21 protein-coding genes and 1 pseudogene are annotated in these 26,810 nt (G+C 65.6%); 4 read left to right on the top strand and 18 right to left on the bottom strand.

The features are described 5' to 3' along the window. Positions 1-8 precede the first annotated feature (8 nt). The 15 genes and pseudogenes from ftsZ to dinB form a co-directional block, all read right to left on the bottom strand. Positions 9-1,247, bottom strand: coding sequence for a cell division protein FtsZ (ftsZ, locus tag ASPHE3_RS07675; RefSeq protein ID WP_013600657.1), 1,239 nt, complete (start codon positions 1,245-1,247; stop codon positions 9-11). Positions 1,248-1,430: 183 nt separating this feature from the next. Next, positions 1,431-2,381 carry a cell division protein FtsQ/DivIB gene (locus tag ASPHE3_RS07670; RefSeq protein WP_013600656.1) on the bottom strand — a complete coding sequence of 317 codons (951 nt, stop codon included), beginning with the start codon at positions 2,379-2,381 and terminating at the stop codon, positions 1,431-1,433. After that, the gene (gene murC / locus ASPHE3_RS07665) at positions 2,374-3,750 is read right to left on the bottom strand and encodes a UDP-N-acetylmuramate--L-alanine ligase (protein WP_013600655.1); all 1,377 of its coding nucleotides are present in this window, start codon (positions 3,748-3,750) and stop codon (positions 2,374-2,376) included. The genes ASPHE3_RS07670 and murC overlap by 8 nt, the downstream gene beginning before the upstream one ends. Then, positions 3,747-4,847: an undecaprenyldiphospho-muramoylpentapeptide beta-N-acetylglucosaminyltransferase gene (gene murG, locus ASPHE3_RS07660; protein ID WP_013600654.1), complete on the bottom strand. Its 1,101-nt coding sequence runs from the start codon at positions 4,845-4,847 to the stop codon at positions 3,747-3,749. Before murG ends, murC begins: the two co-directional genes overlap by 4 nt. Before the next feature lie 6 nt (positions 4,848-4,853). Beyond that, the gene (gene ftsW, locus ASPHE3_RS07655) at positions 4,854-6,194 is read right to left on the bottom strand and encodes a putative lipid II flippase FtsW (RefSeq protein ID WP_013600653.1); all 1,341 of its coding nucleotides are present in this window, start codon (positions 6,192-6,194) and stop codon (positions 4,854-4,856) included. Positions 6,195-6,196: 2 nt separating this feature from the next. Next, positions 6,197-7,775: pseudogene (murD, locus tag ASPHE3_RS07650) on the bottom strand (UDP-N-acetylmuramoyl-L-alanine--D-glutamate ligase). Beyond that, a complete protein-coding gene (gene mraY, locus ASPHE3_RS07645; RefSeq protein WP_013600651.1) occupies positions 7,757-8,866 on the bottom strand; it encodes a phospho-N-acetylmuramoyl-pentapeptide-transferase in 1,110 nt (369 codons plus the stop codon). The pseudogene murD and the gene mraY overlap by 19 nt, the downstream one beginning before the upstream one ends. Further along, positions 8,863-10,329 (bottom strand): UDP-N-acetylmuramoyl-tripeptide--D-alanyl-D-alanine ligase, encoded by a 1,467-nt coding sequence (locus tag ASPHE3_RS07640; protein ID WP_013600650.1) that lies wholly within the window; start codon positions 10,327-10,329, stop codon positions 8,863-8,865. Before ASPHE3_RS07640 ends, mraY begins: the two co-directional genes overlap by 4 nt. Positions 10,330-10,335: 6 nt before the next feature. Further along, complete coding sequence (locus tag ASPHE3_RS07635) at positions 10,336-11,988, bottom strand: UDP-N-acetylmuramoyl-L-alanyl-D-glutamate--2,6-diaminopimelate ligase (protein ID WP_013600649.1); 1,653 nt, start codon at positions 11,986-11,988, stop codon at positions 10,336-10,338. 81 nt (positions 11,989-12,069) lie between these two features. After that, entirely contained in the window at positions 12,070-13,866 is a 1,797-nt protein-coding gene (locus tag ASPHE3_RS07630; RefSeq protein ID WP_013600648.1) for a peptidoglycan D,D-transpeptidase FtsI family protein, read from the bottom strand. A gap of 47 nt (positions 13,867-13,913) precedes the next feature. Continuing rightward, positions 13,914-14,639 (bottom strand): hypothetical protein, encoded by a 726-nt coding sequence (locus tag ASPHE3_RS07625; RefSeq protein WP_013600647.1) that lies wholly within the window; start codon positions 14,637-14,639, stop codon positions 13,914-13,916. Next, entirely contained in the window at positions 14,636-15,628 is a 993-nt protein-coding gene (gene rsmH / locus ASPHE3_RS07620) for a 16S rRNA (cytosine(1402)-N(4))-methyltransferase RsmH (protein ID WP_013600646.1), read from the bottom strand. Before rsmH ends, ASPHE3_RS07625 begins: the two co-directional genes overlap by 4 nt. Positions 15,629-15,794: 166 nt before the next feature. Next, positions 15,795-16,223, bottom strand: coding sequence for a division/cell wall cluster transcriptional repressor MraZ (gene mraZ, locus ASPHE3_RS07615; protein ID WP_009358613.1), 429 nt, complete (start codon positions 16,221-16,223; stop codon positions 15,795-15,797). Between the two features lie 398 nt (positions 16,224-16,621). Then, positions 16,622-16,996, bottom strand: a complete 375-nt coding sequence (locus ASPHE3_RS07610) for a DUF3040 domain-containing protein (protein ID WP_013600645.1) — start codon at positions 16,994-16,996, stop codon at positions 16,622-16,624. Between the two features lie 274 nt (positions 16,997-17,270). After that, positions 17,271-18,497, bottom strand: coding sequence for a DNA polymerase IV (gene dinB / locus ASPHE3_RS07605; protein WP_041652025.1), 1,227 nt, complete (start codon positions 18,495-18,497; stop codon positions 17,271-17,273). A 74-nt stretch (positions 18,498-18,571) separates the two neighbouring features. On the opposite strand from dinB, the gene ASPHE3_RS07600 reads away from it, so the two are divergent. Both ASPHE3_RS07600 and ASPHE3_RS07595 read left to right on the top strand, forming a co-directional pair. Continuing rightward, the gene (locus tag ASPHE3_RS07600) at positions 18,572-19,093 is read left to right on the top strand and encodes a hypothetical protein (protein WP_013600643.1); all 522 of its coding nucleotides are present in this window, start codon (positions 18,572-18,574) and stop codon (positions 19,091-19,093) included. Beyond that, positions 19,090-20,184 carry a polyprenyl synthetase family protein gene (locus ASPHE3_RS07595; protein ID WP_013600642.1) on the top strand — a complete coding sequence of 365 codons (1,095 nt, stop codon included), beginning with the start codon at positions 19,090-19,092 and terminating at the stop codon, positions 20,182-20,184. Before ASPHE3_RS07600 ends, ASPHE3_RS07595 begins: the two co-directional genes overlap by 4 nt. A gap of 61 nt (positions 20,185-20,245) precedes the next feature. Here ASPHE3_RS07595 and ASPHE3_RS07590 read toward each other — a convergent pair whose 3' ends face one another. After that, the gene (locus ASPHE3_RS07590) at positions 20,246-20,599 is read right to left on the bottom strand and encodes an Rv2175c family DNA-binding protein (RefSeq protein WP_041652024.1); all 354 of its coding nucleotides are present in this window, start codon (positions 20,597-20,599) and stop codon (positions 20,246-20,248) included. Positions 20,600-20,843: 244 nt separating this feature from the next. Between ASPHE3_RS07590 and ASPHE3_RS07585 the strand changes: the two genes are divergently transcribed. Both ASPHE3_RS07585 and pknB read left to right on the top strand, forming a co-directional pair. Next, positions 20,844-22,241: a lytic transglycosylase domain-containing protein gene (locus ASPHE3_RS07585; protein ID WP_013600640.1), complete on the top strand. Its 1,398-nt coding sequence runs from the start codon at positions 20,844-20,846 to the stop codon at positions 22,239-22,241. A 101-nt stretch (positions 22,242-22,342) separates the two neighbouring features. Beyond that, positions 22,343-24,439 carry a Stk1 family PASTA domain-containing Ser/Thr kinase gene (pknB, locus tag ASPHE3_RS07580; RefSeq protein ID WP_041652023.1) on the top strand — a complete coding sequence of 699 codons (2,097 nt, stop codon included), beginning with the start codon at positions 22,343-22,345 and terminating at the stop codon, positions 24,437-24,439. A 41-nt stretch (positions 24,440-24,480) separates the two neighbouring features. Here pknB and ASPHE3_RS07575 read toward each other — a convergent pair whose 3' ends face one another. After that, a complete protein-coding gene (locus ASPHE3_RS07575) occupies positions 24,481-25,875 on the bottom strand; it encodes a class II 3-deoxy-7-phosphoheptulonate synthase (protein WP_013600638.1) in 1,395 nt (464 codons plus the stop codon). A 72-nt stretch (positions 25,876-25,947) separates the two neighbouring features. Beyond that, a complete protein-coding gene (locus ASPHE3_RS07570) occupies positions 25,948-26,805 on the bottom strand; it encodes a lysophospholipid acyltransferase family protein (RefSeq protein WP_013600637.1) in 858 nt (285 codons plus the stop codon). Positions 26,806-26,810: the final 5 nt, after the last annotated feature.

Here is a 26,810-nt window from a genome sequence, read left to right as displayed (position 1 = left end):
GCCCCGGCCTACTTCAGGAAGTCGGGGACATCCAGGTCGTCCGAGTGGCTGCCGGTCAGGTCGGGCTCCACCACGGAGGGCAGGTCCACGTCGAAGCCGGAGTCGGCCGGGACTGCGGACGGACGCTGCTGTCCCCAGTTGCTCAACCCTGCGGCACCCACGCCCGCGTGGACGGGCTGCACGTTCACCTGGTGGTTGCCGGAGGAGGGAGCCTGGGAAGGGGCGGGGGCAGCAGCCGGTGCGGCAGGCCGCTGGGGCGCCACCTGGGGCTGGGACTGGTCCATGGACGGCGAGGTGGCCTTGACATCGTCAAAGCCGGCGGCGATGACGGTCACGCGGGCCTCGTCGCCAAGGGCGTCGTCGATCACGGCGCCGAAGATGATGTTCGCCTCGGGGTGGGCCACTTCCTGGACCAGGCGCGCAGCTTCGTTGATCTCGAACAGGCCAAGGTCTGAGCCGCCCTGGATGGACAGCAGGACACCGTGGGCGCCGTCGATGGAGGCTTCCAGGAGCGGCGAGGCGATCGCGAGTTCGGCGGCCTTGACCGCCCGGTCCTCACCACGTGCAGAGCCGATGCCCATAAGCGCGGAACCCGCACCCTGCATGACGGACTTGACGTCGGCGAAGTCCAGGTTGATCAGGCCGGGGGTGGTGATCAGGTCGGTGATGCCCTGGACACCGGACAGCAGGACCTGGTCGGCGGAGCGGAACGCGTCCAGGACGGAGACGTTGCGGTCGCTGATGGACAGGAGTCGGTCGTTGGGGATCACGATCAGTGTGTCCACTTCGTCGCGGAGGGCGTCGATGCCTGCCTCGGCGGAACCTGCACGGCGGCGGCCCTCGAACGTGAACGGGCGGGTGACCACGCCAATGGTCAGCGCGCCCAGCGACCGCGCGATGCGGGCGACCACGGGAGCTCCGCCGGTACCCGTTCCACCGCCTTCGCCTGCGGTCACGAAGACCATGTCAGCGCCGCGCAGGACTTCTTCGATCTCGTCCGCGTGGTCCTCGGCTGCCTGCTTTCCCACCTCGGGGTTGGCGCCGGCGCCAAGACCGCGGGTCAGCTCGCGTCCGACGTCGAGTTTCACGTCCGCGTCGCTCATGAGCAAGGCCTGGGCGTCGGTATTGATGGCGATGAATTCGACACCTCGGAGGCCGACCTCGATCATGCGGTTGACTGCGTTCACGCCACCGCCGCCGATGCCGACGACTTTGATGACGGCCAAGTAATTCTGCGGAGCTGCCACGTTACGTGTCCCTTGTTCGTGTCTTATTGCGAAAACTGATGGAGAGCTTGAAGCTTCTAACCTTAACGTTCGAGTTGAAGGTTATAGTTATGTCAAGTAACTCATGTCTGTGACGGTATTTCCTCTGGTTCGCACATTCAATAACCGGCTCCGCGTGTCGGATTAATACCGGAAAGAAAGCGCTCAGCGGGTCACCGGGTGCCGTGGCACGCTGACGTCGTAGACCCTGACCGGGTTCTTCGGATCCGCGGGAACCTTCAGGAGTGCTGCCAGCACCTTAGCCTTGAGTTCCTTCTCGCCCGCGTTGCCCCAGATGATGGTCTGGCCGTCCACGAGCTTGAGTTCCACCGCGTCCACGGACTGGGCGGAGGCGTTTGAAAGCTTGGCGAGCACGTCTGCCGGCAGCGCGCCAAGGACGGCGGCCGTGGCGCGGAAGAGGTCCTGCCCGATGGTGCCGGCGCCGCCATCGATGACGGGCAGCGATACGGACGCCGGGTCCGCCGTCGAGGCCAGCTGGACTCCCTCGACGTCCACCAGTTGGTACTGCTCCCCCTGCTTGACCAGGGCCACCGGGACGCGTTCCCGGACTTCCACGGCAAGGCCGGAGGGGGGCCTCGCCTCCGCAGACACCGATTTGACCTGGACCAGCGGTTCCAGGAGGCGGCCCACCTCTTCATCCGTGATTTGCGGAAGCGGCTTTCCCCGCAGCGGCTCAAGTGCGGCTTCCACCTGGGCCGGGGTCAGCAACCGCGTGCCCGACACGGCAATGGTGTCCACAGCAAGGACTGGCGAAAAAATGGCTCCGGCCAGCAGCGCTGCCACTATGGCAAGAAGCGTTGCAGCAACTGTCAGCACGGTCCGCTTCCGCCGTTTGCCCTTCGGTTCCGGGAATGCCAGCACATTGGCCGCGGAATCTGCCGGCTGTTCCGCCTTCCGTCCCCTGCCAAGCAGCGGCACCCCGGCTTTCCTGGTTTTCCCGGCCTTCCCGGGCTTCTGCGTCTCCGGTTCCGGAACACTCCGGGATGCCGAGATGACGGCGTCTTCACCAGCCGCGTCCGGCCGTCCGGTGCCGTGCGGGCCGTGCCCGCCGGTCCGGCCGGTGGAGGTGTATGTGGGTCGGCGGGTGCTAGCCACGCAGCGCCTCGACGATCTGCGGCCCGTAGGCCGTGACGTCCCCTGCACCTGCCGTCAGCACGATGTCCCCTTCCGCCGCAGCGGCCGCCAGCGCGGCAACGGCATCCGCTGCTGCCACCAGGCGCCCTCCCCCACCCAGGTGGTCTGCGATGAGCTGGCTGGTCACACCCGGGATGGGATCCTCGCGGGCAGGGTAGATGTCGAGCACCAGGGCGGTATCGGCGAGGTTGAGCGCGTCGGCGAACTCCTGCGCAAACTCGCGCGTGCGGGAGAACAGGTGGGGCTGGAACAGGACGTGGACCTTGTGGCCGCCGGCCACCGAGCGGGCCGCGGCGAGGGCGGCCCGGACTTCCGTCGGATGGTGGGCGTAGTCGTCGAACACGCGAACGCCACGCGCTTCGCCTTTGAGCTCAAAGCGCCGGGAGGCGCCGGAGAAGTGTGCCAGCGCCGCTGCGGCCGCACCGGGATCAACTCCCAGTTCAAGGGCGACGGCGAAGGCGGCGGCGGCGTTCAGGGCGTTGTGCCGGCCCGGTACCTGCAGGGCAAGGGGATAACGCCCCGACGGAGTGGAGACCGCTGTGTCACCGGGACCGCCGTCGTGCAGCACCAGGTCCGCCTCCGCGGAGGTTCCGTAGAGGAGCACGCGCGTGTTGCCCCGTTTCCGGGTCCTTTCGGCGAGGGCCAGCGCGCCGGCGTCGTCAGCGCAGGCCACCAGCAGGCCGTCAGCGGGAAGAAGCCCGGTGAACCGGTCGAAGGACTCATACACGGCCTCCGCGGTGCCGTAATGGTCCAGGTGGTCCGGTTCAACATTGGTCACCACGGCAATCCGCGGGCGGTAGTTCAGGAACGAGCCGTCGGATTCGTCGGCCTCTGCCACGAAGATCCCGGAAGTGCCATGGGCGGCGTTGACGCCGAGTGCGGGAACGTTCGCGCCGATCGCGAAGGAGGGATCCAGTCCTGCTCCCTGGAGCAGGATGGTGACCATGGAGGTGGTGGTGGACTTGCCGTGGGTTCCGGCCACTGTCACCACGGTGTCCCCGCCCATGGTGGCTGCCAGTGCCTGGGAGCGGTGCAGGACCGGCAGGCCTGCCTCCCGGGCGGCAACGAGCTCGGGGTTGTCCGGGCGGATGGCTGAGCCTGCCACAACAGTCTGGGCGTCGCCCAGGTTCGCCGCGGCATATCCGACAGCGATGCGCGCACCGGCCGCTGCGAGCTCCGCCATGACGGGGAGGTCTTTGGCATCTGATCCGCTCACCGGCACACCGCGCGCCACCATGATCCTGGCGACGGCGGACATGCCCACCCCGCCGATGCCCACGAAGTGGACCCGTCCCAGTGATTCAAGGGTGGGGATACTGGCGTGGTTCATGCTGCTACCGCTTCCAGGATGAGATCAGCCATGCGCTGATCGGCGTTTCGGATACCCAGCCGGTAGGAATTGGCCGCCATCGCGGCGAGCCGGGGCTGGTCAGTGACCAGTGGAACCAGTTCCCTGTCCACCCATTCGGAGGTGAAGTCCCGGTCGTTCACCAGCAAGGCGCCCCCGGCAGCAACCAGTCCGGCGGCGTTGAGGGCCTGCTCGCCGTTGCCGATGGGCAGCGGCACCAGGACAGCGGGAACACCGACGGCGGCCACTTCGCACACAGTGGCGGCACCGGAGCGGGCCAGCAGCACGTCCGCCGCCGCGTAGGCAAGTTCCATGCCGTCGATGTACTCCACCTGCCGGTAGCCGTCGGCCACCAGTGGATTGCCGGCGTCGTCAAGGACCGTTTTTCCGCGCCCGGTGATGTGCAGTGTCTGGATGCCGGCGCCGGCGAGTTGTCCGACCGCCGCGGCGACAGTCCGGTTGATGCTCTGGGCACCCGAGGATCCCCCGGTGACGATCAGCACCGGCCTGTCAGGATCCAGTCCAAGCGCCTGCCGGGCGCCGGTCCGCGCAGCGGCCCTGTCCAGGCCGGCAATCTCGGCACGCATCGGCATGCCGACATGGACGGCGTGGCGCAGCGGCGTGTTGTCGAAGGCGACGGCCACACGGCGGGTCATGAAGGCGCCCACCCGGTTGGCCAGGCCTGGACGGGCGTTGGCCTCGTGGATGACGATAGGGATTCCGCGCTTGCGGGCGGCAAGGTAGATGGGCGTGCACACGTAGCCGCCCACACCCACCACAACGTCCGCGGCCGCTTTGTCCAGGATCGCTCCGGCCTGCCGGACTGCGCCGGCGAGCCTGCCGGGAAGCCGGAGCAGGTCGGCGGAGGGCTTCCTGGGGAACGGCACGCGGTCGATGGTGGCGAGTTCGACGCCCGCGGCGGGAACCAGCCTGGTTTCCATACCGGAGGGTGTCCCGACGGCGAGGATCGCCGCCTGCGGGGACGCTCTGCGCACGGCAGCGGCAATGGCGAGGAGCGGACTGATATGTCCAGCGGTCCCGCCGCCTGCCAGGACGATGGATGGGGTGGTGGAAGTCATGGAGGGCTAGGCACGCTTTCTTGCAGTCTTCTTCCGGTTCGCGCTTTTCCGCGCCGGGTTGGCCTTGAACTTGAGCATTCGCTTCGGCCGGATGGCCGGGGCCATCTGCTCCCGGGCCAGTGAGAGCACCACCCCGATGGCGCAGAGCGACATGAGCAGGGCCGAGCCGCCGTAGGAAATGAAGGGCAGGGGCACACCGATCACCGGCATCAGGCCGGTCACCACGGACATGTTCACGGTCGCCTGCCCGAGCAGCCACACCATGATGGTGCCGGCCAGCACCCGGTGGAACATGTCTTCCTGCGCCACCACCACGCGGTAGATCGCGGCGCCGAGGATGGCGAAAAGGATAAGTACGACGACGGTTCCCACCAGGCCGAGTTCCTCGCCGATGATGGCGAAGATGAAGTCGTTGTGGGCTTCCGGGATCCAACTGTATTTTTGCCGGCTTTGTCCGAGTCCCACGCCGAACCACCCGCCGGAGGCGAGGCCGTAGAGGCCGTTCGTGGCCTGGTAGTTGGCGTCGATGCCGTCGGCGCAGGACTCTCCTGTCCACCAGGAGGTGATGCGGCACATCCGGTTTGAACTCGTGATGGCCATGACGGCCGTCCCGGCGGCCGCTGCCATGCCCGCGATACCGAAGAGGTAGAGCGGTGCCCCGGCAAAGAACAGCGCGGCAGCCGTGATCATCATGATGATCATGGCCGTTCCAAGGTCGTTTCCGATCAGGACCAGGCCCACGATGATGATCGCCATGGGGACGGCAGGAATGGCGACGTGCTGCCAGCGGCTGAGCAACTTGCCCTTCCTGGCCAGGACGGTGGCCATCCAGAGCGCGAGTGCCAGCTTGGACGCCTCGGACGGCTGGAACGTGATGCCGCCCAGGTCGATCCAGTTCTTGTTGCCGTTGACCTCGGCGCCCACGATCTGCACCAGGCCGAGGAGGACCACGGCGGCGATGATCGCCAACCAGGCGAGGCGCTTAAGCCACACCACGTTGACGCGGGACAGCACGAACATGGTGAAGATGCCAATGGCGGCAAAGAGCCCCTGCTTCATCGCATCGCCGTAGGGCGACTTGCCGGCAGCAATGGATTCCACGCTCGAGGCCGAGAGGACCATCATGATGCCGATCGCCGTCAAAGCCAGGGTGGAACCCAGGATGAGGTAGTAGGTGGAGCCGTTCTTTGACGTTCCGGTTCCTTCGAGCGCCTCCCAGAATGTCCGGTAAGCGGCCTTCAGGCGGGTGGGGAGGGTCGCCGGGGGGCTGGCCGGCAAGGCAGAGGAGCCGGGACGCGGCTTGCCCGCCTGCTGCTGGCCTGGCGGGCGTGTAGGCGTGCTGACCATTGTTACTCCTCGCCGGTCTGGGCCTGCCCTTCCACCAGCTCGCGGACAGCTTCGATGAAGGTGTCACCACGATGAGCGTAGGAAGAGAACTGATCCATGGAAGCAGCTGCCGGAGCCATCAGCACAGTATCGCCGGGGGCGGCCAGCTGGGCTGCTGACGCAACTGCCCGGGACATGGCCGGTTTCCCGGCAAGGGGTGAACCGGCGGTGATGGCACCATCTGTTGCAGCAGTCTGCACCTGTTCAGTTTCACCCGGCACCGGCACGATCACCGGGACATCGGGCGCGTGTCGCTGGAGGGCGCCTGCCAGCGGGGAGGTGTCGGCTCCGAGCAGCACCACCGCCTTGAGCCGATGGGAGTGCTCGCGGACCAGGTCGTCGTACGTGACGCCTTTGGAGAGGCCGCCGGCGATCCAGACGATGTCCTTGAAGGCGGCAAGCGACGCCGATGCCGCGTGCGGGTTGGTCGCTTTGGAATCGTTCACCCAGAGCACGCCGTTGTGGCGGGCCACCGGCTGGATGCGGTGGTCTCCGGGAATGTAGTCCTGGATCCCCTGCCGCACCGCTTTGGGTTCCACGCCGTAGGCACGGACCAGGCCGGCGGCGGCCAGCGCATTGGCCACCATGTGCCGCGGTGCGAGGGCGCCGAGGTCACGCATGGAGGCCAGTTCGGCTGCGCTGTCCTTGCGCTCCTCGATGAAGGCCCGGTCCACCAGCAGTCCTTCCACCACGCCCAGCATGCTGATGGCGGGCGTGAGGGTGGTGAAGCCGATCGCACGGCATCCTTCCACGACGTCGGCGTTCTCCACCATCCGCTCTGTTTCGATCTGCTCTGCGTTGTAGAGGCAAGCCTTTTGGGTGCGTTCGTACACCTTGGCCTTGTCAGCCACGTAGGAGTCGTAGGAGCCGTGCCAGTCCACATGGTCCTCGGCGATGTTCAGGCACACGCTGGCCACCGGCGAGAGGGATTCGGACCAGTGCAGCTGGAAGCTGGAGAGCTCGACGGCGAAGACGTCGTACTCAACCGGATCCCGGATGGCGTCCAGGATGGGAGTCCCCACGTTGCCCACGGCAATGGCCTTCAGTCCGGCGGCGCGCAACATCGACTCGGTGAGCCCCACCGTGGTGGTTTTTCCGTTGGTTCCCGTGATGGCAAGCCAGTCGGCGGTTTTGCGGCCCTCGCGGACGCGGACCCGCCAGGCGAGCTCCACGTCTCCCCAGACAGGGATGTGGGCCCGGGCGGCAGCGGCAAGCAGGGCCTGGTCCGGGCGCCAGCCGGGCGAAGTGACGATCAGCTCCGGCAGTCCGCCGTCGATCCTTGGCAGCCGGGTGACGGCGTCCTCTCCCAGCAGGACGTCGGCGGCGCCCACGATCTTGAGCGTGTCCGCGTGGGCCCTTGCGGTGTCGGTGGTGGCGGCATCCACCACCCACCACCCGCGCGCCGAGTTCGATCAGGGTGTCGGCGGCGGCGAAGCCGGAGACGCCGATGCCCGTGACCGCGACCCGCAGTCCGGCCCAGTCGGAGTCCCAGCTGACGAGGTTCTGGAGGCGGGGGGAAACGGTCACAGCAGCACAACCCATTCGGCGTAGAAAATTCCCAGGCCCACGGCCACGAAAAGCCCGCCCAGGATCCAGAAGCGGACCACTACCGTCACTTCAGCCCACCCCTTGAGTTCGAAGTGGTGCTGCAGCGGTGCCATCTTGAACACGCGCTTGCCTCCGGTGGCTTTGAAGTAGCCCACCTGGATGATCACGGACAGCGTGATCAGGACGAAAAGCCCGCCGATGATTCCCAGCAGCAGCTCCGTCCTGGAAAGAATGGCGAATCCTGCGATGGCGCCGCCGATGGCGAGGGAACCGGTATCGCCCATGAAGATCTTGGCAGGCGAGGTATTCCACCACAGGAATCCCACCAGGGCCGCGCTCATGATGGCAGCCAGGAGGGCCAGGTCCAGGGGATCCCTGACGGTGTAGCAGCCGCTGCCTGCCTCGCGTGGTGATCCGCAGGCCTGGTTGCTCTGCCATATGCCCATGAGCGTATAGGCACCGAAAACCATCACCGAGGCACCCGCCGCGAGCCCGTCCAGGCCGTCCGTGAGGTTCACCCCGTTGGTTGCTGCCGTAACGATCAGGTTGGACCAGATCACAAAGAGGATGGCTCCCAGCACGGTTCCGCCGAAGGCCAGGTCAAGCCAGGGCAGGTCGCGGACCAGGGAAATCTTGGTGGAGGCCGGCGAGAGGCCGTCCTCGTCCGGAAAGTTCAGGGCAAGCACCGCGAAGATGATGCCCACGGCCGCCTGCAGGATGAGCTTGGCCTTGGCGTTGAGCCCCAGGCTGCGCTGCCGCGAGATCTTGATGAAGTCGTCAAGGAAACCCACGAGTCCCATTCCGACCATCAGGAACAGCAGGATCATCGCTGACGCGGAAGGACCGGGTGAATCGGGGTTGACCATCATCATGATGAGGTGGGTCAGGCCGTAGCTCAGGAGGACGGCTGCCACCACCACGGTCCCGCCCATGGTGGGCGTTCCCCGCTTGGTGTGGTGCGAGGTGGGGCCGTCGTCGCGGATGAACTGGCCGTAGCCGCGACGGACCAGGAGCCGGATGAATAAGGGCGTGCCCACCAGGGCGAAGAGGAGGGCCAAACCGGCGCCGATCAAAAGTGCAATCACAGCAGAGTGCTCCTTTCATCGGCGGGCTGCGGGGATTGTGGGGGTAATGCTATCCGATCGCCCAAGTGGCGAAGCCCCACGCTGTTGGAGGACTTGAACAGCACCAGGTCCCCCGGTTCGAGTTCAGCGCTGAGCAGTTCATAGGCTTCCTCGGCGTCCTCCGCAAAGATGCATTCGTCCCCCCAGGAGCCTTCCTGGACGGCCGACACGTAGAGGGCCCGGGCTTCCCTGCCCACCACCACCAGCCTGGAGATGTTCAGCCGGACTACCTGTGTTCCCACTGCCGTGTGTTCGCGGATGGAGTCTTCGCCGAGTTCCAGCATGGCTCCCAGGACGGCCCACGTGCGCCTGCCCTGGCCCAGGTCCGCGAGTGTGCGCAGCGCGGCACGCATCGATTCGGGATTGGCGTTGTAGGCGTCGTTGATGATGGTGACGCCGTCCGCCCGCTCGGTGCGCTCCATGCGCCACCGGCTGGCGGCGGCCTGGCTGCTGAGGGCGGCGGCGATGTCCTCGCCGCTGACCCCTGCGGCCCACGCGGCTGCCGCCGCGGCGAGCAGGTTGCCGGTGTGGTGGGCTCCGATCAGCCGGCTGCTGACGTGGTGCGGTGTATCCCCGCCGGGAAGGAGGAGGTCGAATTCAGGGTTCCCCTCCGCGTTGGTGTCTGCATTGAGCGCCTGTACGGCTGCGCCCGGGCGCCCTTCGGCGGTGAATCCGAGGACGGAGGCGGAGGTGCGTGCCTGCATGGCCGCTACCCGCTCGTCGTCGAGGTTGATGATGGCGGTTCCGGAGGCTGCCAGGCCTTCCACGAGTTCGCCCTTGGCCTGGGCAATGTTTTCCACTCCCCCGAACTCGCCGGCATGTGCTGTTCCGACGGCCAGCACCACGCCGATGTCGGGCTTGACCATGTCAACCAGGTAGCTGATGTGCCCGATGCCGGTGGCGCCCATTTCGATGACCAGGTACCGGGTGTCGGTTCCGGCCGTGAAGACCGTGAGCGGCACGCCGATCTCGCCGTTGTACGAACCCTTGGGAGCCACAGTGGTGCCGTGCGCGGACAGGATGCCGGCCAGCAGGTCCTTGGTGGTGGTCTTTCCGGCCGAGCCTGTGATGCCGATGACTGTCAGTTCATCGTTGGTTTCGGCCCGGGCCGCGCGGATCCGGCGGACGGACTCTGCGGCCAGCTTCCCCATGGCCAGTACCGCGTCGGGAACCAGGACAGACGGGTAGGGGGTGCCGTCCGGCGACAGGACGGGGTGCTCCACGAGCGCCAGGGTTGCCCCGGCGGCGAACGCGGAGCCCACGAAATCGTGGCCGTCGGCGTTCTCGCCGGGTTTTGCCACGTAGAGCGATCCCTGCGTGGCTTCGCGGGAATCCGTGACCACCGAAAGAGGCGTGATCCCGGGCTCGGCGTCCAGGCGCCCATTGGTGATGTCGGCGATTTCCGCCGCAGTAAATGCAATCATCTCGGTCTAGGACTCTATCCGGTCGTCTTGGAGAACGTTGAATCCCCTGGCTGTCAAGGCGCTGCGCAGCTCCACCCTGTCGTCCAGGGCGAGGTTGACACCTTTTACTTCCTGCCACACCTCGTGGCCGCGCCCCGCCACCAGGATGGTGTCCTCGGGGCGGGCCAGTTCCACGGCGCGCTGGATGGCCTTATCCCGGGGGAAGACCTCCTCCAGGATGCAGGGCAGGGAATCCCTTGCCTTGGCTTCCCGCGCCCCGGCGAGAACGTCGGCGCGGATGGCGGCAGCATCCTCGTCGTGCGGATCGTCGTCGGTGACGATGACGGTGTCTGCGAGCCGGGCAGCTATGGCGCCCATGGCGGGGCGCTTGCCCTGGTCGCGCTGCCCTGTGGCGCCGAACACCACGATCAGCCGCGACCCGGGTTCCGGGGAACGGACAGCTTCCAGCGCCCGGGCAAGTGCGTCGGTGTTATGGGCAAAGTCCACCACCGCTGCGGGCTGTTCGGACACCAGCTGCATCCGCCCCGGAACTGCCACGGTGAAGGGGTCTTCCGCATCCAGTGCGGCCTGGAGGGTGGCAGCGTCCACGCCGCCTGCCAGCACCATGACAGCGGCCAGTGCTGCATTGGCCACGTTGAAGGTCCCAGGCAGTCCCGTATGGACCCGCAGCCTGGTGCCTCCCGGCCCGCGGAGCGTGAATTCCGTGCCGAGGCCACGGGCCGCCGTTTCCGTGACTGTCCAGTCCCCGGGGTGCTGCGCGGAGGTGCTGAGGGTGATGACCGGTACGGCGGCGGCGCCTGCCAGGCGGCGGCCCCACTCGTCGTCGACAGTCACTACGGCTTTCCGCGCACGTGCGGGCGTGAAAAGCTCCGCCTTGGTGGCGAAGTAGTCCTCCATGGTGTGGTGCAGGTCCAGGTGGTCCTGCGTGAGGTTCGTGAAGCCGGCGACATCGAACGTCACGCCGTCCACCCGCTGGTAGGAAATGGCATGGGAGGACACTTCCATCGCTGCCGCCGTCAGGCCGTTCTCGCGCATCAGTGCCAGCAGGCCGTGCACGTCCGGGGACTCCGGCGTGGTGAGCAGGCTGGGCACGGGACTCCCGCCGGCAAGGATTTCAATGGTTCCAATCAGGCCGGTCTTTTTACCCAGGGACCGCAGCAGCGAGGTAATGAAGTAGGTGGTGGTGGTCTTGCCGTTGGTGCCTGTCACCCCGAACATCTGCAGCGGCGTGCCCTCCGTGCTGTTGCTGCGGTAGATCATGGCAGACAGCGGCCCCACCACGTTGCGCGGCGCCCCAACCACCAGGACGGGCACCGCCGTATCGGAGGACAAGGCCAGGAGCCGGGCTCCGGCGTCGTCCGTCAGTATGGCCGCCGCCCCCGCTTCAATGGCCTGGGCAGCGAAGTCGGCCCCGTGCCGGACGGCGCCGGGAAGGGCGACGTACAGGTCTCCGCGCTCCACGGTGCGGGAGTTCAACGAAATACCGGTCACGGCCACGTCAGCGGACGCACCGGGAACAACGACGCCGATGGCCTCGCCAATGCTGTCCAGCCGGACAGCCTCCACAGCCGACGGGCGGAAGCGGGCCTGGCTGCCCTGGCCTTGCGGGCCTGGTTCCTCCGGGGCGGGGCTGTGGTCGGACGGGTTGAACTCTGACAAGGGATCTCCGATGTTGCTAGTGGACCGTGCGCGGCGTGGATGGGCCGCCGCAGCCGTGGGCTGCAGCGGCCGCTGCCGGTGTTACTTGGCGAACTGGGCCAGTCTGGCCGGTTCGCCCGTGGACGGCTGGACGTTGTAGGTCCGCAGTGCCTGGCTCATGACCGACCGGAACACCGGCCCGTTGGTAATCCCGTAGATGCTGCCCTTGGGCCGCTGGAGTACCACCTCAACAATAAACCGCGGATCATCCATCGGTGCCATGCCCACCAGTGAAGCGGTGTAGCCGCAGAATCCTGACTTGCCGTCATCACACGGTGATTCGGAGGTGCCGGTCTTGGCACCCACCCGGTAGCCATCGATCCCCGCGTCCTTGATCCCGCCCTCCGTGACGGCGCTCTCGAGGATGTCCTGGACCTGCTGGGCCGTCTCCCCGGAGACAATTTGCCGTGGTTCTGCCGCCGGCACCTTTTCCTCGGTTCCGTCGGCCGAAATGTAGGAGTCGATGAGCCGGGGCTGGAGCATCACGCCGTTGTTGGCGATGGACTGGAACGCCCGCACAGTCTGCAGGGTGGATTGCGACACACCCTGGCCGAACAGGACCGTGTATTCCTGGCGCCCGTCCCACTGCTCCCAGGGGGTCAGGATGCCGGAGGCGGTGGCGGGCAGGCCAATGTCAGGGGCTTCGCCGATACCGAACTTCTTCAGCCACTCGTAGCGTTCTTCCTTGCTCAGGCGCTGGCCGGCCATGACGGTGCCGGTGTTCATGGAGGAGCCCAGGATGCCGGCGAGGGTCCGTTCCTCCGTGCCGTGGGCGAAGGAGTCACTGAACGTCTGGCCGTCCACGGTGTAGGTGGGGCCCAAGGTGAATGCATCGAGCGGGCTGGCCTTGCCCTCTTCGATGAGCGCGGCAACCGTCATCATTTTTTGTACCGAGCCCGGCTCATAGGCTGCGGTGACGGAGCGGACCCCGCGGTCCTTGGCCGCCACCCGGCCCGGATCATTCGGGTCCGGGGCGTTGGTGTCCGCCATGGCCAACAGGTCTCCGGTCTTGGCGTCCATGACGATAATGACGCCCCATTCGGCGCCCAGCTTGTCCGACTGGCTTTGGATGGCCTGCTGGGCGAAGTACTGCAAATCGGAGTTGAGGGTGAGCTTGACGTCCTTGCCGTCCTGCGGCGGCGTCAGTTCATCCACGCCCACGGGGATGCGGAGTCCGTCCGCGCCGATTTCAAAGAGCCGCTTGCCGTCTGCACCCTTCAGGAGTTCGTCCTGGGTCTGCTCAATCCCTGCCTGGCCGGTGGCACCGTCCTGCAGGAAGCCAATGATGCCGCCGGCAACGGAACCGTTGGGGTATACCCGCTTGCTCACGCCCTCGGTAACGATGCCGGGAATCTGGAGCTGGGAGATGCGGTCCTCGACGTCCGGTTTCACGTCCTTGGCCACGATGTAGTAGGGCTGCTGCCCGGTTACCGCCTCGCGGATGGCGTCTTTTTCCATCCCAAGCGCCGCAGCCAGTTCCGTCAGGCCCTGCTCCCGGCTGACATCGACCAGCTTCTCCTTGGATTCGTCCAGGCGCTTGAAGGTCCCGGTCTTGGTATTTACCCTCTGGTCCACCACCACGTTGTAGCGGATAACGCTGTTGGCCAGGACCGTCCCGCGGGAGTCCAGGATGCTCCCCCGCTCGGCGGGGAGGACTGTCTGCTTCATGCGGCTGTTGAGCGCAGCTTCTGCCATGCCGCCTACATCCAGTCCCTGGACCAGGAACAGTTTGCCGCCCACCACCAGCAGGAGCGTCAGCATGATGCCCAGTCCCAGGCGCAAGCGCTTGGTGGCGTTGGGTACCTTTCCGTTTGCTGCCTTGCCGGTCCTCTGCGCCACCGTGATATCCCTTGCTGCTTGACCCTGTTGCCTGTCAGACGTGCCTGTTACTGCCCGGGGACCTTCTGTTCAGGTGCGGGAACGGAGCCGCCGTGAAGCTCCACGGCAGGGGCGGCCGCTGCGGCCGCCGCGGGAATCTCTGAAGGAGCAGCCGGAGCCCCAGCGCCAGGGTTGGCTGCAATGGACCCCGCGGCATCCGAGGCTGCAGCACCAGGGGCGGCGGCCGCGGGTGACTCCGCCGGTTTGCGGCTTTCCAGCGGTTCTCCCTTGGTGGCCGGCGGCACCACGATCAGCTGTCCCGCCACGGCGGGCGCCGGAATAACGGCACCCTCGGAGCCGCCCTTGACTGCCGGCGTCGCCTTGCCCGTGACGGACAGGGTGGAGAGGTCGATCTGGCCCTTGACAGTGGAGGCAACCATTCCCAGTTCGGACGCTTTCGCGGCCAGGTTCTGGGGTGCTTCAAAGTTCTGCACCTGCTGGGTGAGATCCTGGTTCTGCTTGGTCAGGGTGCTTTGTTTGGCCCGGAGTTCCACCAGCTGGTACTGCGCCGTGGAGACGGAGATGTTCAACACCAGCACGGCGATCAGGGCGACGGCCAGCATGGCAAAGCACAGCACCACGAAGGGTGCCCGGCGCTTGCGGGGTACGGTCCGGACCACGGACAGGGGGGTGCGGCCCTTCCGCCTGTCGCCGGGGGTACGAGCCGGAAGGCTGCTGGCGGCCGTCGAACTGCCGGAAGCGACGGGAAAGTTCTTGACGGCAGCGGTGCTCATGCAGCTCTCCTGGCTCTGATTCTTTCCGCAGCGCGCAGCCTTGCTGACGCAGCGCGCGGGTTCTCGGCGATTTCGACGGCGGTGGGCACCTCGGTGCCCTTGGTGAGGGTTTTCAGTTCGGGTTTGTGCTCTTCCAGCTCCACCGGGAACCCGAGCGGAGCTGAGGATTTGGACCGGCCCTGCAGGACGCCTTTGACGATTTTGTCTTCCAGGGAGTGGTAGGACATGACGACGATCCTGCCGCCCATGGCCAAGGAGTCGACGGCGGCGGGTACCGCACGTTCCAGGACGTCGAGTTCCTCATTGACCTCGATCCGCAGCGCCTGGAAGGTCCGTTTGGCAGGGTGGCCGCCCGTTTTGGCTGCAGAGGCAGGAACCACGGAGCGGATTTGCTCCACCAGTTCACCGGTGGTGCTGAAGGGTTTCACGGCGCGGGCTGCAACAATCCTGTTGGCGATCCGGCCGGCGAATTTCTCTTCGCCCCACTTACGGATGATCCTGACCAGTTCCTCTTCGCTGTAGGTGTTCACCACGTCCGCGGCCGTCTGGCCGCGGCTGGTGTCCATGCGCATGTCCAGCGGCGCGTCGAAGGAGTAGGCGAACCCACGTTCGCGTTCATCCAGCTGCAGGGACGAAACACCCAGGTCCATGAGGATGCCGTGCACTTCGGAGACGCCGAGGTCCGCCAGCACGTCCGGGATTTCGTCATAAACGGCATGGACCAGGTCGGTCCGTGCTGCGAACGGTGCCAGTCGCTCACCGGCAAGTGCCAGGGCTTCCTCATCCCGGTCGATGCCGATGAGGTGCAGGTCCGGGAAACGCTGGAGCATGGCTTCTGAATGGCCGCCCATGCCCAGGGTGGCATCAATGGCCACGGGAGTTTCGCCGCGGAGGCGTGCCGCCTCGAATCCGGGTGCCAACAAATTGATGCACCGGTCCCGCAGGACCGGCACATGGCGTTCGGACGTGGGCTTTTGGTGTTCGTCCATGCCTCGTCCTTTCTCGCCGTCGCTGTTTCCTTGGTGCTTCTTGGGCCAGATCCCCATCCGCGCCTATCGTCCGCCCGCCTGGCTCCGGGGAAGGTGAGCCAGGATGGCCGGCCGATGGGCGGCTGGAGATCTCATCCAAGAAACTGCCTGCTGTCCCCGCAGGCATTCAGAGAATGCCCGGGATGGGGTCATCAGTTTCGGAGAAGGCTGTTTCCTTCTCCGCGAGGTATTCATTCCAAGCCTGGGCGTCCCAGATCTCGGCCCGGGATCCGGCGCCTATGACGGCCAGTTCCCTGCCGAGGCCTGCATACTCCCGGAGCGCCGGTGGGATAGTCACGCGCCCCTGCTTGTCAGGTACCTCGTCCGAGGCTCCAGAGAGAAAGACGCGGATGTAGTCCCGCGCCTGTTTTGAGGAGATTGGCGCCTCCCGCATTTGCTCGTGGACCCGTGCAAATTCCTTCTCACTGAAGACGTAGATGCAACGTTCCTGGCCCCTTGTGAGCACCAGCCCGCTGGCAAGTTCCTCCCGGAACTTCGCGGGGAGAATGATCCGCCCCTTTTCGTCCAGACGCGGCGAGTGAGTGCCCAGAAACACTGGCCCACCGCCTGTCCGCCGTCAGGAACTGCACATCCCCTAATGTTGCAACCACCCTCTTATGTCCTCCACATTACTCCACTTTCCACCACAGTCAACGCAAACGGAGCCTTCGGGATGCCTCATTATGGGAAACAGGGCTGAAATCACGGATGTTTGGGCCTGTGGTGCAAAGTGGAGGACTTTTTTCAGTGCTGCGGCTTACCCGGCACTTCTTCGCGGGGTTCGGCCCCTTGAAAAGCTGCCCACGGGCAAACCGACGCCGCTATTGCCCAGGAATGTCCACGAATTGCGGCTTAAACGCGAAAAGGACCTGCCATAAGGCAGGTCCTTTTAGCTTTTCCCCTATCTTGGGGAGCGAAGTGGAGTACCGGCTGACCGCGCGGCCAAGGGGGCTGCTAGGGTTCCCCCCTGCGCCTTTCGTCCCACCGTTCCTCCAGGTTGCTCATGAAGGAGCTTCTCTGCTTGCCCGGCTTTCGGCCGGCCTTGGATCCGGGCTTTGCCGCAGCTGCACTACTGCGCATCGTGGCGTAGTAAACGCCTCCACCCATCACCACAAAGCCGAGTACACCTACGAAGATGTTCTGGAGAGTGACGCCCACGAGCAACAGGAAGACGCCTGCCAGGGCGCCGAGGACCCCAATCACCACATGCCTCGTGGACCATGAGCGCCCAGGGTCTGAACCCATGGAATTCGCGAACTTCGGGTCGTCCTCGTGAAGCTGCTTCTCCAGCTGCTCAAGCAGCTTCTGTTCGTGCTCCGACAGCGGCATCACGACCTCCTTTTGTAGGCCAACGTCCGGGCTGATCCCAGCCACAACTTCTGCTCCGTTAACGGCTGCTGTGCCTGAGAGGTTCCCGCTCCGCCGCTGTGGCGAAAGTCGGGAACCAGGCATGCCGTCGCAGGAGCGGGAGCATGTCCAAGAGGGTCCGGCAGTAAGTCCAGTCACTCGAAAACTATGTATATCTAAGGATAGTTTGTTGAGGGCTGTTCTGAAAGACGGCAATGACTTTCCCGGGCGCCTTCCCGGCGCTTGTTGATGCCCTTTATTCGGGGCTGTTTCCGGGCTCCATGAGACGGGCGGGAAGAACGGATTTGCTGCCGAATTTCCGGGTCACTTCATCGAGCGCCTGCTCGGCGGCGCGCCAGTTCTCGTCCCGCCGGTCAATACTCAGCTGAAGCGATGTCCTCGCCGCGTCCTCCAATTGTTCTGCCCTGACCCCTACCAGGCGGACAGTCATGGCCCGCTCGCCCACGGACTCCAGCAGTTGGAGCACCACTGCGTAAATCAGTTGGGCACTGTCCACCGGCGTCTGGACAGTCCGGCTGCGGGTGATAGTGGAGAAATCCGCAAACCGGAGCTTCAGGGCTATGGTCCGGGCCACCATCCCGGACGTCCGAAGACGCGTGGCGGTGCGGTGGGACAGGCGCAGGAGTTCCCGGTGCAGGAGTGCGTCGTCGGCAGTGTCCACGGCAAAGGTCTCCTCGGCGCCGATGCTTTTCTCCAGCCGGACCGGGGTGACCTGGCGGGGATCAATCCCCCATGAAAGCTGATGGACGTGTTCCCCCGTCGCGCCCAGCATCTTCTTGAGCGAGGACACCGGCGTCGCCGCCACGTCCGCTACCGTCCGGATACCCATCCTGGCCAGGACCTCGGCCGTCTTGGCGCCCACGCCCCAGAGCGCGCCGACGGGCAGGCTGTGGAGGTAGGGCACGGTTTCGTCCGGGCTGATCAGGAGCAGCCCGTCCGGCTTGCATCGGGTGGACGCAATTTTTGCCACGAACTTGGACTCGGCGATCCCCACTGAGGCGGTAATGCCGAGTTCCTCGGAAACCCGACGGCGGATCAATGCCCCGATCCCCCTCGGCGGCCCCAGGCGGCGGATGGCTCCGGTGACATCCAGGAACGCCTCATCAACGCTCAGCGGCTCCACCAGTTCAGTGATGGACTCGAAGATGCCCATAATCTGGCCCGATACGTCGTAGTACAGCTTGTGGCGGGGCTCGATGATCACCGCCTGCGGACACATTCTCGCAGCCACCGCCATCGGCATCGCTGATTTCACGCCGAAGGCCCTGGCTTCATAGGAGGCGGAAAGGACCACGGAGCGGTCGGCGGGGAAGCCGACGATGACGGGCCGGCCCTTTAGTTCCGGGCGCGTCCGGAGCTCTACTGAGACGAAGAAGGCGTCCATGTCAACGTGCATGATGCACTTGCGCCGGCGTCCCGGAAGCTGCGCTCCGGGTGGCTGGTTCTTACCTTCGGGCCCCACGGCTGCAATCCTATCCGTTTTGTACTGACTAAACTGGAGGCTGAATCCGGCATCAACCCAGGAGGAAAGTCCCTGTGACGGTCTTTGGAAACCTCAAGCCAGCACGTTTGGCAGTCCTCATTGCCGGCGCAGCCGTGGCCCTTGCTGCCTGCAGTCCAAGCCCGTCGGCAACCCAGGACCCCTCCGCCTCCGCCACAGCAACGGCCGGGTCCCGCGTGACGGCCTCTCCAAGCCCCTCTGCTTCCCCCAACACGTCCGCCACCGTGGGGGCGGTGGTGGAGGGCTTCCCCCAGCAGCTCCTGCCACTCATGCCCGGGGCAACAGTAGTGTCGAGCAGTTTTGACAAGGCTTCCTCTCCCGCCACCGCCGCCCTGGTGGCCACCATTACTGCGCCGCCGGCAACGGTCATCGACTTTTACACGAAAGCGCTGGAGGGCCAGGGCTTCAAGGCGGTTCCCGGCGAGTCCGTGGGCTCAGTGGCTTCCAAGGATTTTGTCCGGGGCGACAACGAGACCGTCAATCTCTCGGTGGTGGAAGCCGCCGGAGTTGCCACTTTCACCATCGGTGCCAACGTGGCAGCTGAGTCAGCCAAGTGACGGGGGCCGAACAGCTAAGGAATGAGCAGGCGGACTTCGTTGCAGCCGTAGCAGGCGAGCTCACCGGCTTCCTCACGGCCCGGCAGTCGGTCATGTCCGCCATTTCTCCGGACATCGAACCGCTGATGGGATCCATTTCCAACCTTGTGACCGGCGGCAAGCGGCTGCGCGCCCTCATGTGCTACTGGGGCTGGCGGGGTGCCGGCGGTGAGCCTGCCGCTCAACAAATTGTCGCGGCCGGCGCCGCCCTGGAGCTGTTCCAGGCGGCCGCACTGATCCATGACGACATCATCGACCGTTCCGATACCAGGCGTGGCGGGCCGAGCGTGCACCGCCGCTTTACCGAGCTGCACGGCTCACGGGGGTGGGCACTGGACAGTGAACGGTTCGGCCAGGCGGCCGCCATCCTTACCGGCGATCTTTGCCTCTCCTTTAGCGAGGAAGCCTTCACGGACATCGGTGAGCGGGCGGCGGCGGGCAGCAGGGCGCGGTTGATCTTCAACCTCATGCGGGCCGAAGTAATGGCGGGCCAGTACCTGGACATCCTGGAAGAAGTTGCCGGGCCGGTCCGGGACAGGGCAGGCGCCGTCAGCAGGGCGCAGTCCATCATCCGTTTCAAGTCCGCCAAGTACTCCACCGAGCATCCGCTGGCGTTGGGCGGTGCGCTTGCCGGCGCATCGGACGAGCTGCTCCGCGGGTATTCTGCGTTTGCACTGCCCCTTGGTGAGGCATTCCAGCTCCGCGATGATGTGCTCGGTGTCTTCGGAGACCCGCTCACCACCGGCAAACCCGCCGGAGATGATCTGCGGGAGGGGAAACGTACCGTCCTTGTGGCCCTGGCGCTGGACCAGGCCTCGCCGGCGGAGTCGGCTTTTATTGACGCACGGTTGGGCAGCCCGGACCTGTCCGCGGAGGACATCCATGAACTCCGGCGGATTATTGAGGAATCCGGAGCGCTGGCCGCCACCGAGGTACTGATCAATGAATTCGGTGCCGCGGCTTTTGTTGCGCTTGAGGCGCTCCCTTTGGACGAACTGCCTAAAACCGCCCTTAGGAGGCTGGCTGAAGCTACTGTCAGCCGGGCCTCTTAAGGGCGGATAAATTGCTCTCGCGCGGTTAAAAGCGAAGCGGTCGTTTGCAGGATGCCCGGAATTACCAGGCCAGCGTTTGGGCCCGGCGCCGGATTTCTGTCTTGCGGCCCTCACGCAGCGCGTCGATAGGGCGGCCCCGGAGCGACTCGTCCGGGGTGAAGAGCCAGACGATCAGGTCCTCATCGGAATAGCCCGCATCCGACAGGACAACAATGGTCCCTTTCAGGCTGTCCACTACCTGGCCGTCCTGAAGGAATTCTGCCGGCACCGACCGGATTTTCCGTTCGCCCACCCTTAGTGCTGCCAGGGCGCGCTCATCGAGCAGGCTATGCACCTTGGTGATGGAAACATCCAATAAACGGGCGACGTCGGGCAGCGGCAACCACTCACCCACAAGGTTTTCTACATTACTCACGGATCAAGGTTGCCACGCTGTACACCCTGCCGCCTAGTCGGTGCACTCGAAAGGAGGCCGCTGACCTGCAGACACTCCCGGAATTCTTTCTTGCTGCCATTCACTGAATTCTTGTGCTATTCCGCAATCCGTGAGAGATTCTCATTGACCACATTTGTAACAGCATTAACAGCAGTCACAGTAGTATCAGGAAATGAGAGCGGCATCCCCGTCCGCACCAGCAGTTGAGAAGAGGATTCTTTCCATGACGATGTCCCGCTCGCACAAGCAGCCCCCCAAGCCGAGCCTGCCCATGCTGGCCGCCACCACGGCGGCCCTGCCAGCGGTCGTTTTGTCATCCTTGGCGTTGGCCCAGCCGGCTGCCGCCGAGCAGCCCCAGCGCGCCATTCCCGGAACCCTGGCCGCAGCGATGAAGGCGCAGGCTGCCCAGGCGACGGCGGCGGTCATCCCGGCCTCCTCGGTTTCCACTGCCATCCCTGCGGCTTTCAAGCCCACGCAGCCGCAGGCCCCGGCCGAATACACCATTGCGCGCGGCGACACCATCAGCGGAATCGCAGGGAAGTTCGGGCTCAACACGGCCGAAGTGCTGAAGCTGAACAACCTGCAGCCGAACACGATCATCTATCCCGGCCAGAAGATCAAGCTCTCCGGTTCGGCGGCTGCCCCGGCAGCACCGTCGGCCGCTCCTGCGCCTGCGGCCCCGGCCCCTTCCGGCGGTGCGACCTACACCGTCAAACCAGGAGACACCCTGGGCGCCATTGCTGCACGGCACAACGTCAGCCTGGCAAACGTCTTTAGCTGGAACAACCTCAACATGCGCTCCATTATCTATCCGGGGCAAAAAATCAAGGTCGGCGCCGGGGACGCAGCTGCAGCCCCTGCAGCCGCTCCGGCGGGCGGCCTGGCCTCAACCTCCGCGCCGGCGGCCCCCGTACCTGCTGCTCCTGCCCCTGCCGCCCCCGCTTCAGGCTCCTACACCGTCAAAGCCGGAGATACTCTTTCGGCCATCGCCTCCCGGCACGGGGTCAAGCTCTCGGAGTTGCTGTCGGCCAACCGGCTCAGCATGACCAGCGTGATCTACCCCGGCAACAAGCTGGCCATCCCGGGCGCCCCTGCCCAGCCGGCTGCAGGGCAGCCCGCGGCATCGGTGACCCCGCTGGTCCCCAGTTCATTCCTCGGCTTCAGCTATCCTGCGGCAGTGGTCAGTTCCGCGAATGAAAACAAGGCGCTGTTGAACGCTTCGCCGGTTCCCTCCCGGGCAGAAATGCGCAATATCGTTGCTGACACTGCTCGGAGGATGGGCGTGGAACCGTCCCTCGCCCTCGCGTTCGCGCATCAGGAATCCGGCTTTGACCAGCGTGCCGTCTCTCCTGCCAATGCCATTGGCACCATGCAGGTCATTCCGAGCTCCGGCCAGTGGGCGTCGGACCTGGTGGGCCGCAAGCTGAACCTCCTGGACCCTTACGACAATGCGACGGCCGGCGTGGCGATCATCCGCCAGCTCCTGGCCACAAGCAAGGATCGGGACACGGCCATCGCAGGCTACTACCAGGGCCAGTATTCCGTCAGCAAGTACGGCATGTACGACGACACCAAGGCGTATGTGGCCGCTATCAAGGCGCACCAGAAGAACTTCGGCTGAGCTGTCCCCGCCGCGCAGGCACAGGGCCGCCAGGAAAACACGGCACGGGTCCGGACCGGTATCGGTTCGGGCCCGTTTCGTTGCGGCATTAGGATCGTAGGGTGCAGGAACACGTGTCAGACCCTCTGGTAGGAACGCTGGTTGACCACCGGTATGCCGTCAGGTCAAAGCTTGCGCGGGGCGGAATGTCCACCGTCTACCTGGCCACCGACCAGCGGCTGGAGCGGGACGTGGCCCTGAAGGTGCTGCATCCGCACCTCTCGGCGGACGAGAACTTCCTGGACAGGCTGGGCCGGGAGGCGAAGGCGGCCGCAAGGTTGTCCCACCCCCATGTGGTGGGGGTGTTGGACCAGGGCAACGACGGCCGCACCGCGTACCTGGTGATGGAGTACATCAAAGGGCACACCCTGCGTGACCTCATTAACGAGAAGGGTGCCCTGCCTCCACGCCTGGCCCTGGCACTGGTCGACCCCGTTATTGAAGGTCTGGGTGCAGCACACGCGGCGGGCTTCATCCACCGGGACGTGAAGCCCGAAAACGTCCTGATCTCCGACGACGGCCGGATCAAGATCGGAGACTTCGGGCTGGCACGTGCGGTCACGACTTCTACCAGCACCGGGGCCCTGATAGGCACTGTCGCCTACCTTTCACCGGAGCTCGTCCTGGGGAAACCGGCCGACGCGCGCAGCGACATCTATTCCGTGGGCATCATGCTGTTCGAGATGCTGACGGGACAGCAGCCGTTCAGCGGGGAAGTTCCCATCCAAGTGGCTTATCAGCACGTCAACAGCACTGTGGGGCCGCCATCAGCACTGGTTCCCGGCCTGGCCGCCGAAGTGGATGAGCTCGTCCAGTGGTGCACCGCGAACGATCCTGAGAAGCGGCCAGTGGACGGCAACGCGCTGCTCCAGGAACTCCGTCATATCCGGACCAACCTTACCGACGCCGAACTTGACCTCCATCCGCCGGCAGCAGCCGACGGGTCCGCGGCCGCCGGTCCCCCTTCCCAGCACCGGACCGAAGTAATTGGCCGGACCAGCCACCCAACAACGGTGATGCCGTTTGGCAGGCCGCCCGCCCCGCCCTACCAGCCGTCGCACGGCCAGACGCCCGCCGCCGCCGGCCAGGGCCAACCCGCCGCACCCCGTCGCACCCTCACTCCCCCCGGTGACGGCGATACAGGAGAAGTCTGGGCTCCCCCGCCTCCCGTCAGGCCAGGCAAGCGTGCCCAGCGCAAAGCGGACAGGGAAGACGAAAGGGCCCGTGCACGAGCTGCCGCCACTCCGGCCCGGACCTTGCGCGAGGGCAGTCCCCGCCGCCGTGGGGTTCTGTGGATCGTGGTCCTCATCGTTGCCGCCCTGCTGGCAACGGGTGCAGGCTGGTTCTTTGGAATGGGTCCCGGCGCCGCGGCCACAATTCCCTCCGTGGCAAACAAGACAGTTGCCCAAGCCCAACAGATCCTGGCCGACGCCGGTTTCCGGTCCACTACCAGCGATGTCTTTGACGACAATGTTCCCTCGGGCCTGGTGGTTGGCAGCGAGCCGGAAGCGGGCAGGGAAATCCGCAAGTTCCAGCCAGTCTCGCTTTTCGTCTCCAAAGGCCCCCAGCTCTTCCCGTTGCCGGACCTGGCCGGCGGCACGCTGGAGGAAGCGAAGAACGGACTGAACGCAGCCGACATGGCACTGGGTACCGTCACCGAGCAGTTCAATGAGGAAGTTCCGGCAGGTATTGTGCTGCAGCAGGACCCGGCGGCCGGAACGGCCGTGCGGCATGGCACACCCGTCGCCCTGGTGGTCTCCAAAGGCCCCGAGCCCATTCCCGTTCCCTCGGTAGTGGGACAGGACGAAAACGATGCCGTGGATGCCATCGAGGCGGCCGGACTCCAGGCGGAAGTTTCCCGCGAGGAAGTCTTCAGCAGGGACATTCCGGAAGGAGCCGTGGCCAGCCAGGCCCCGGCCACCGGTACGTTGACGCGCGGCGGCACGGTCACGCTTACCATCTCCAAAGGACCGCGGATGGTGGAAGTCCCCAGCTTCATCGGCAAGCAGGCAGGCGACGCGCGGAAGGCCCTGGAGGCGCTGGGTTTCCAGGTCCGGGTCAACAACATCCTGGGCGGCTTCTTCGGGACCGTGCGCGACCAGGACCCGGTGGACACAGAGGTGCCGGAGGGGTCGGTCATAACCCTGACCGTGGTGTAGGCGGCGGGCCGCCCACACCATTTGCGCGGATCAGGCAGGTGTCAGTGCCGGGCGAGGGCGCCGGCCACCAGGAAGGCCATCTCCAGGGACTGCATGTGGTTCAGCCGCGGGTCGCAGACCGACTCGTAACGGTCCAGGAAGGCATCCTGGTCGATCGGATCAGCGCCGCCGAGGCATTCCGCAACGTCGTCGCCGGTCATTTCAACGTGCAGGCCGCCGGGTACGGTGCCCAGGGCGTGGTGGACTTCGAAGAAGCCGCGCACTTCGTCAATGACGTCGTCGAAATTGCGTGTCTTGTACCCGTTCGGGGAGGTCACGGTGTTTCCGTGCATGGGGTCGGTGACCCAGAGCACCTGTGCACCTGACGCGGTAACTTTTTCGACGACGGCGGGCAGTTTCTCCCTGATGTTGCCGGCACCCATGCGGGTGATGAAGGTGAGCCGGCCCGGCTCGCGTTCCGGATCCAGCTTGTCAATGAGGCGGAGGGCGTCGTCGCCTGTGGTGGATGGCCCGAGCTTGACGCCGATGGGGTTCCGCACCCGGGACAGGAAGTCGACGTGGGCGTGGTCCAGTTCGCGCGTCCGCTCCCCGATCCAGAGGAAGTGCGCGGAGGTGTCGTAAGGGAATCCGGTGCGGGAGTCGATCCGGGTCAGGGCCCGCTCGTAGTCGAGCAGCAGGGCCTCGTGGCTGGCGAAGAATTCAACACGCTTCAAGGCCTCGAAGTCCGCACCACAGGAGGCCATGAACTTGATGGCCCGGTCGATGTCGCGGGCCAGCGACTCGTAGCGCGCGTGGGCCGGGTTTTCAGTGAAGCCCTTGTTCCACTGGTGCACCGAGCGGAGGTCGGCGAATCCGCCCTGGGTGAAGGCGCGGATCAGGTTCAGCGTCGAAGCGGAGGTGTGGTAGGCGCGGAGCATACGGGAGGCGTCGTGGCCGCGGGACTCCGGCGTGAAGTCGTAGCCGTTGACGATGTCGCCCCGGTAGGCCGGCAGCGTGACACCGTTACGGGTTTCATCGTTGGAGGAGCGGGGCTTGGCAAACTGGCCCGCCATGCGGCCCATCTTGATGACGGGCATGGCCGCGCCATACGTGAGCACCACTGCCATCTGGAGAATGGTCTTCACGCGTGCGCTGATCTTGTCGGCGGTTGCGGCCTCGAAGGTTTCAGCACAGTCACCGCCCTGCAGCAGGAACGCCTTTCCCTGGGCAGCGGCGGCAAGCCGCTCGCGGAGGACGTCCACCTCACCGGCAAACACCAGCGGAGGAAGGACGGAGAGTTCCTTTACGGAAGCCTCGAACACATCCCTGTCCTGCCAGCTGGGCTGCTGGGAAATGGGAAGGTCCCGCCAGTTATCAAGTCCTGGATAGTCGGCTGCTCCGCTCTGGGCAGTGCCGGACAGGGAAAAGGCGGGTTTTGCAGATAGCTCAGTCACCATCTAAGACTAACGGCAGCGCAGGCCCCCGGGACACCGCCCCGTCACGCACCCTGCGCGCAGCGTCACAACCGCTCAGCCGGCGGCGGCAGCACCACCGTCGTGGTCATCGTGGCGTGAAGGTTCCGCCCGGCCGTCCGGCCCGCCGGAAGCCTTCTTCCCCGCCCTTCCGGGACCGGAACCCGCCTCCTCCGCGTCGGCTTGGGGCGCGGAGGACGCCAGCGGCTCCGCGGCAGCCGCCGGTTCGACCGGCTTTCCCGCCATCCGCAGCTTCACAACGGCCGCGTACTCGTCCACGTATTCCTGCCCGGACAGGCGCATCAGTTCAAACATGATCTGGTCCGTGACTTTCCTTTGGACATCGCGGTCCTCTGCCTGGTCCTTGTACCTGCTGAAGTCCAGGGGCTCACCAAAGATCATGCCGATCCTGCGGATGTTTGGCAGGCGCTTGCCGATGGGCTGCACCTTGTCCGTACCGATCATGGCCACCGGGATCACGGGGACACCGGCTTGCAGGGCGAGCCGGGCGACGCCCACCTTCCCGCGGTAGAGCCTCGAGTCGGGACTCCGGGTGCCTTCAGGGTAGATGCCCAGCAGGCCGCCGTGGTTAAGGACCTCCATGCCTGCGTTCAGTGAGGCAGCCGAGGCAGCTCCCCCGGACCTGTCCATCGGCAACTGGTTGGTCAGCCGGAAGAACAGGGCCGTCAGCCTTCCCTTGATGCCGGTGCCGGTGAAGTATTCGGACTTGGCCAGGAAAACAACAGGCCGGTGGACCATCAGCGGCATGAAGATCGAGTCGGAGAACGAGAGGTGGTTGGAGGCGATAATTGCCGGTCCCTCGGCCGGGATGTTGTCCAGGCCCTTGACCCAGGGACGGAAAAGAAGCTTCAGCACAGGACCGAGGAAAATCCGCTTCATGACCCAATAGAACACGTGAG

The organism is Pseudarthrobacter phenanthrenivorans Sphe3 (genome assembly GCF_000189535.1).
In the GTDB taxonomy this organism is placed as follows: Bacteria; Actinomycetota; Actinomycetes; order Actinomycetales; family Micrococcaceae; genus Arthrobacter; species Arthrobacter phenanthrenivorans.
Note: the sequence above shows the minus strand (reverse complement) of the source record. Positions and strands in the feature narration are given on the sequence as shown.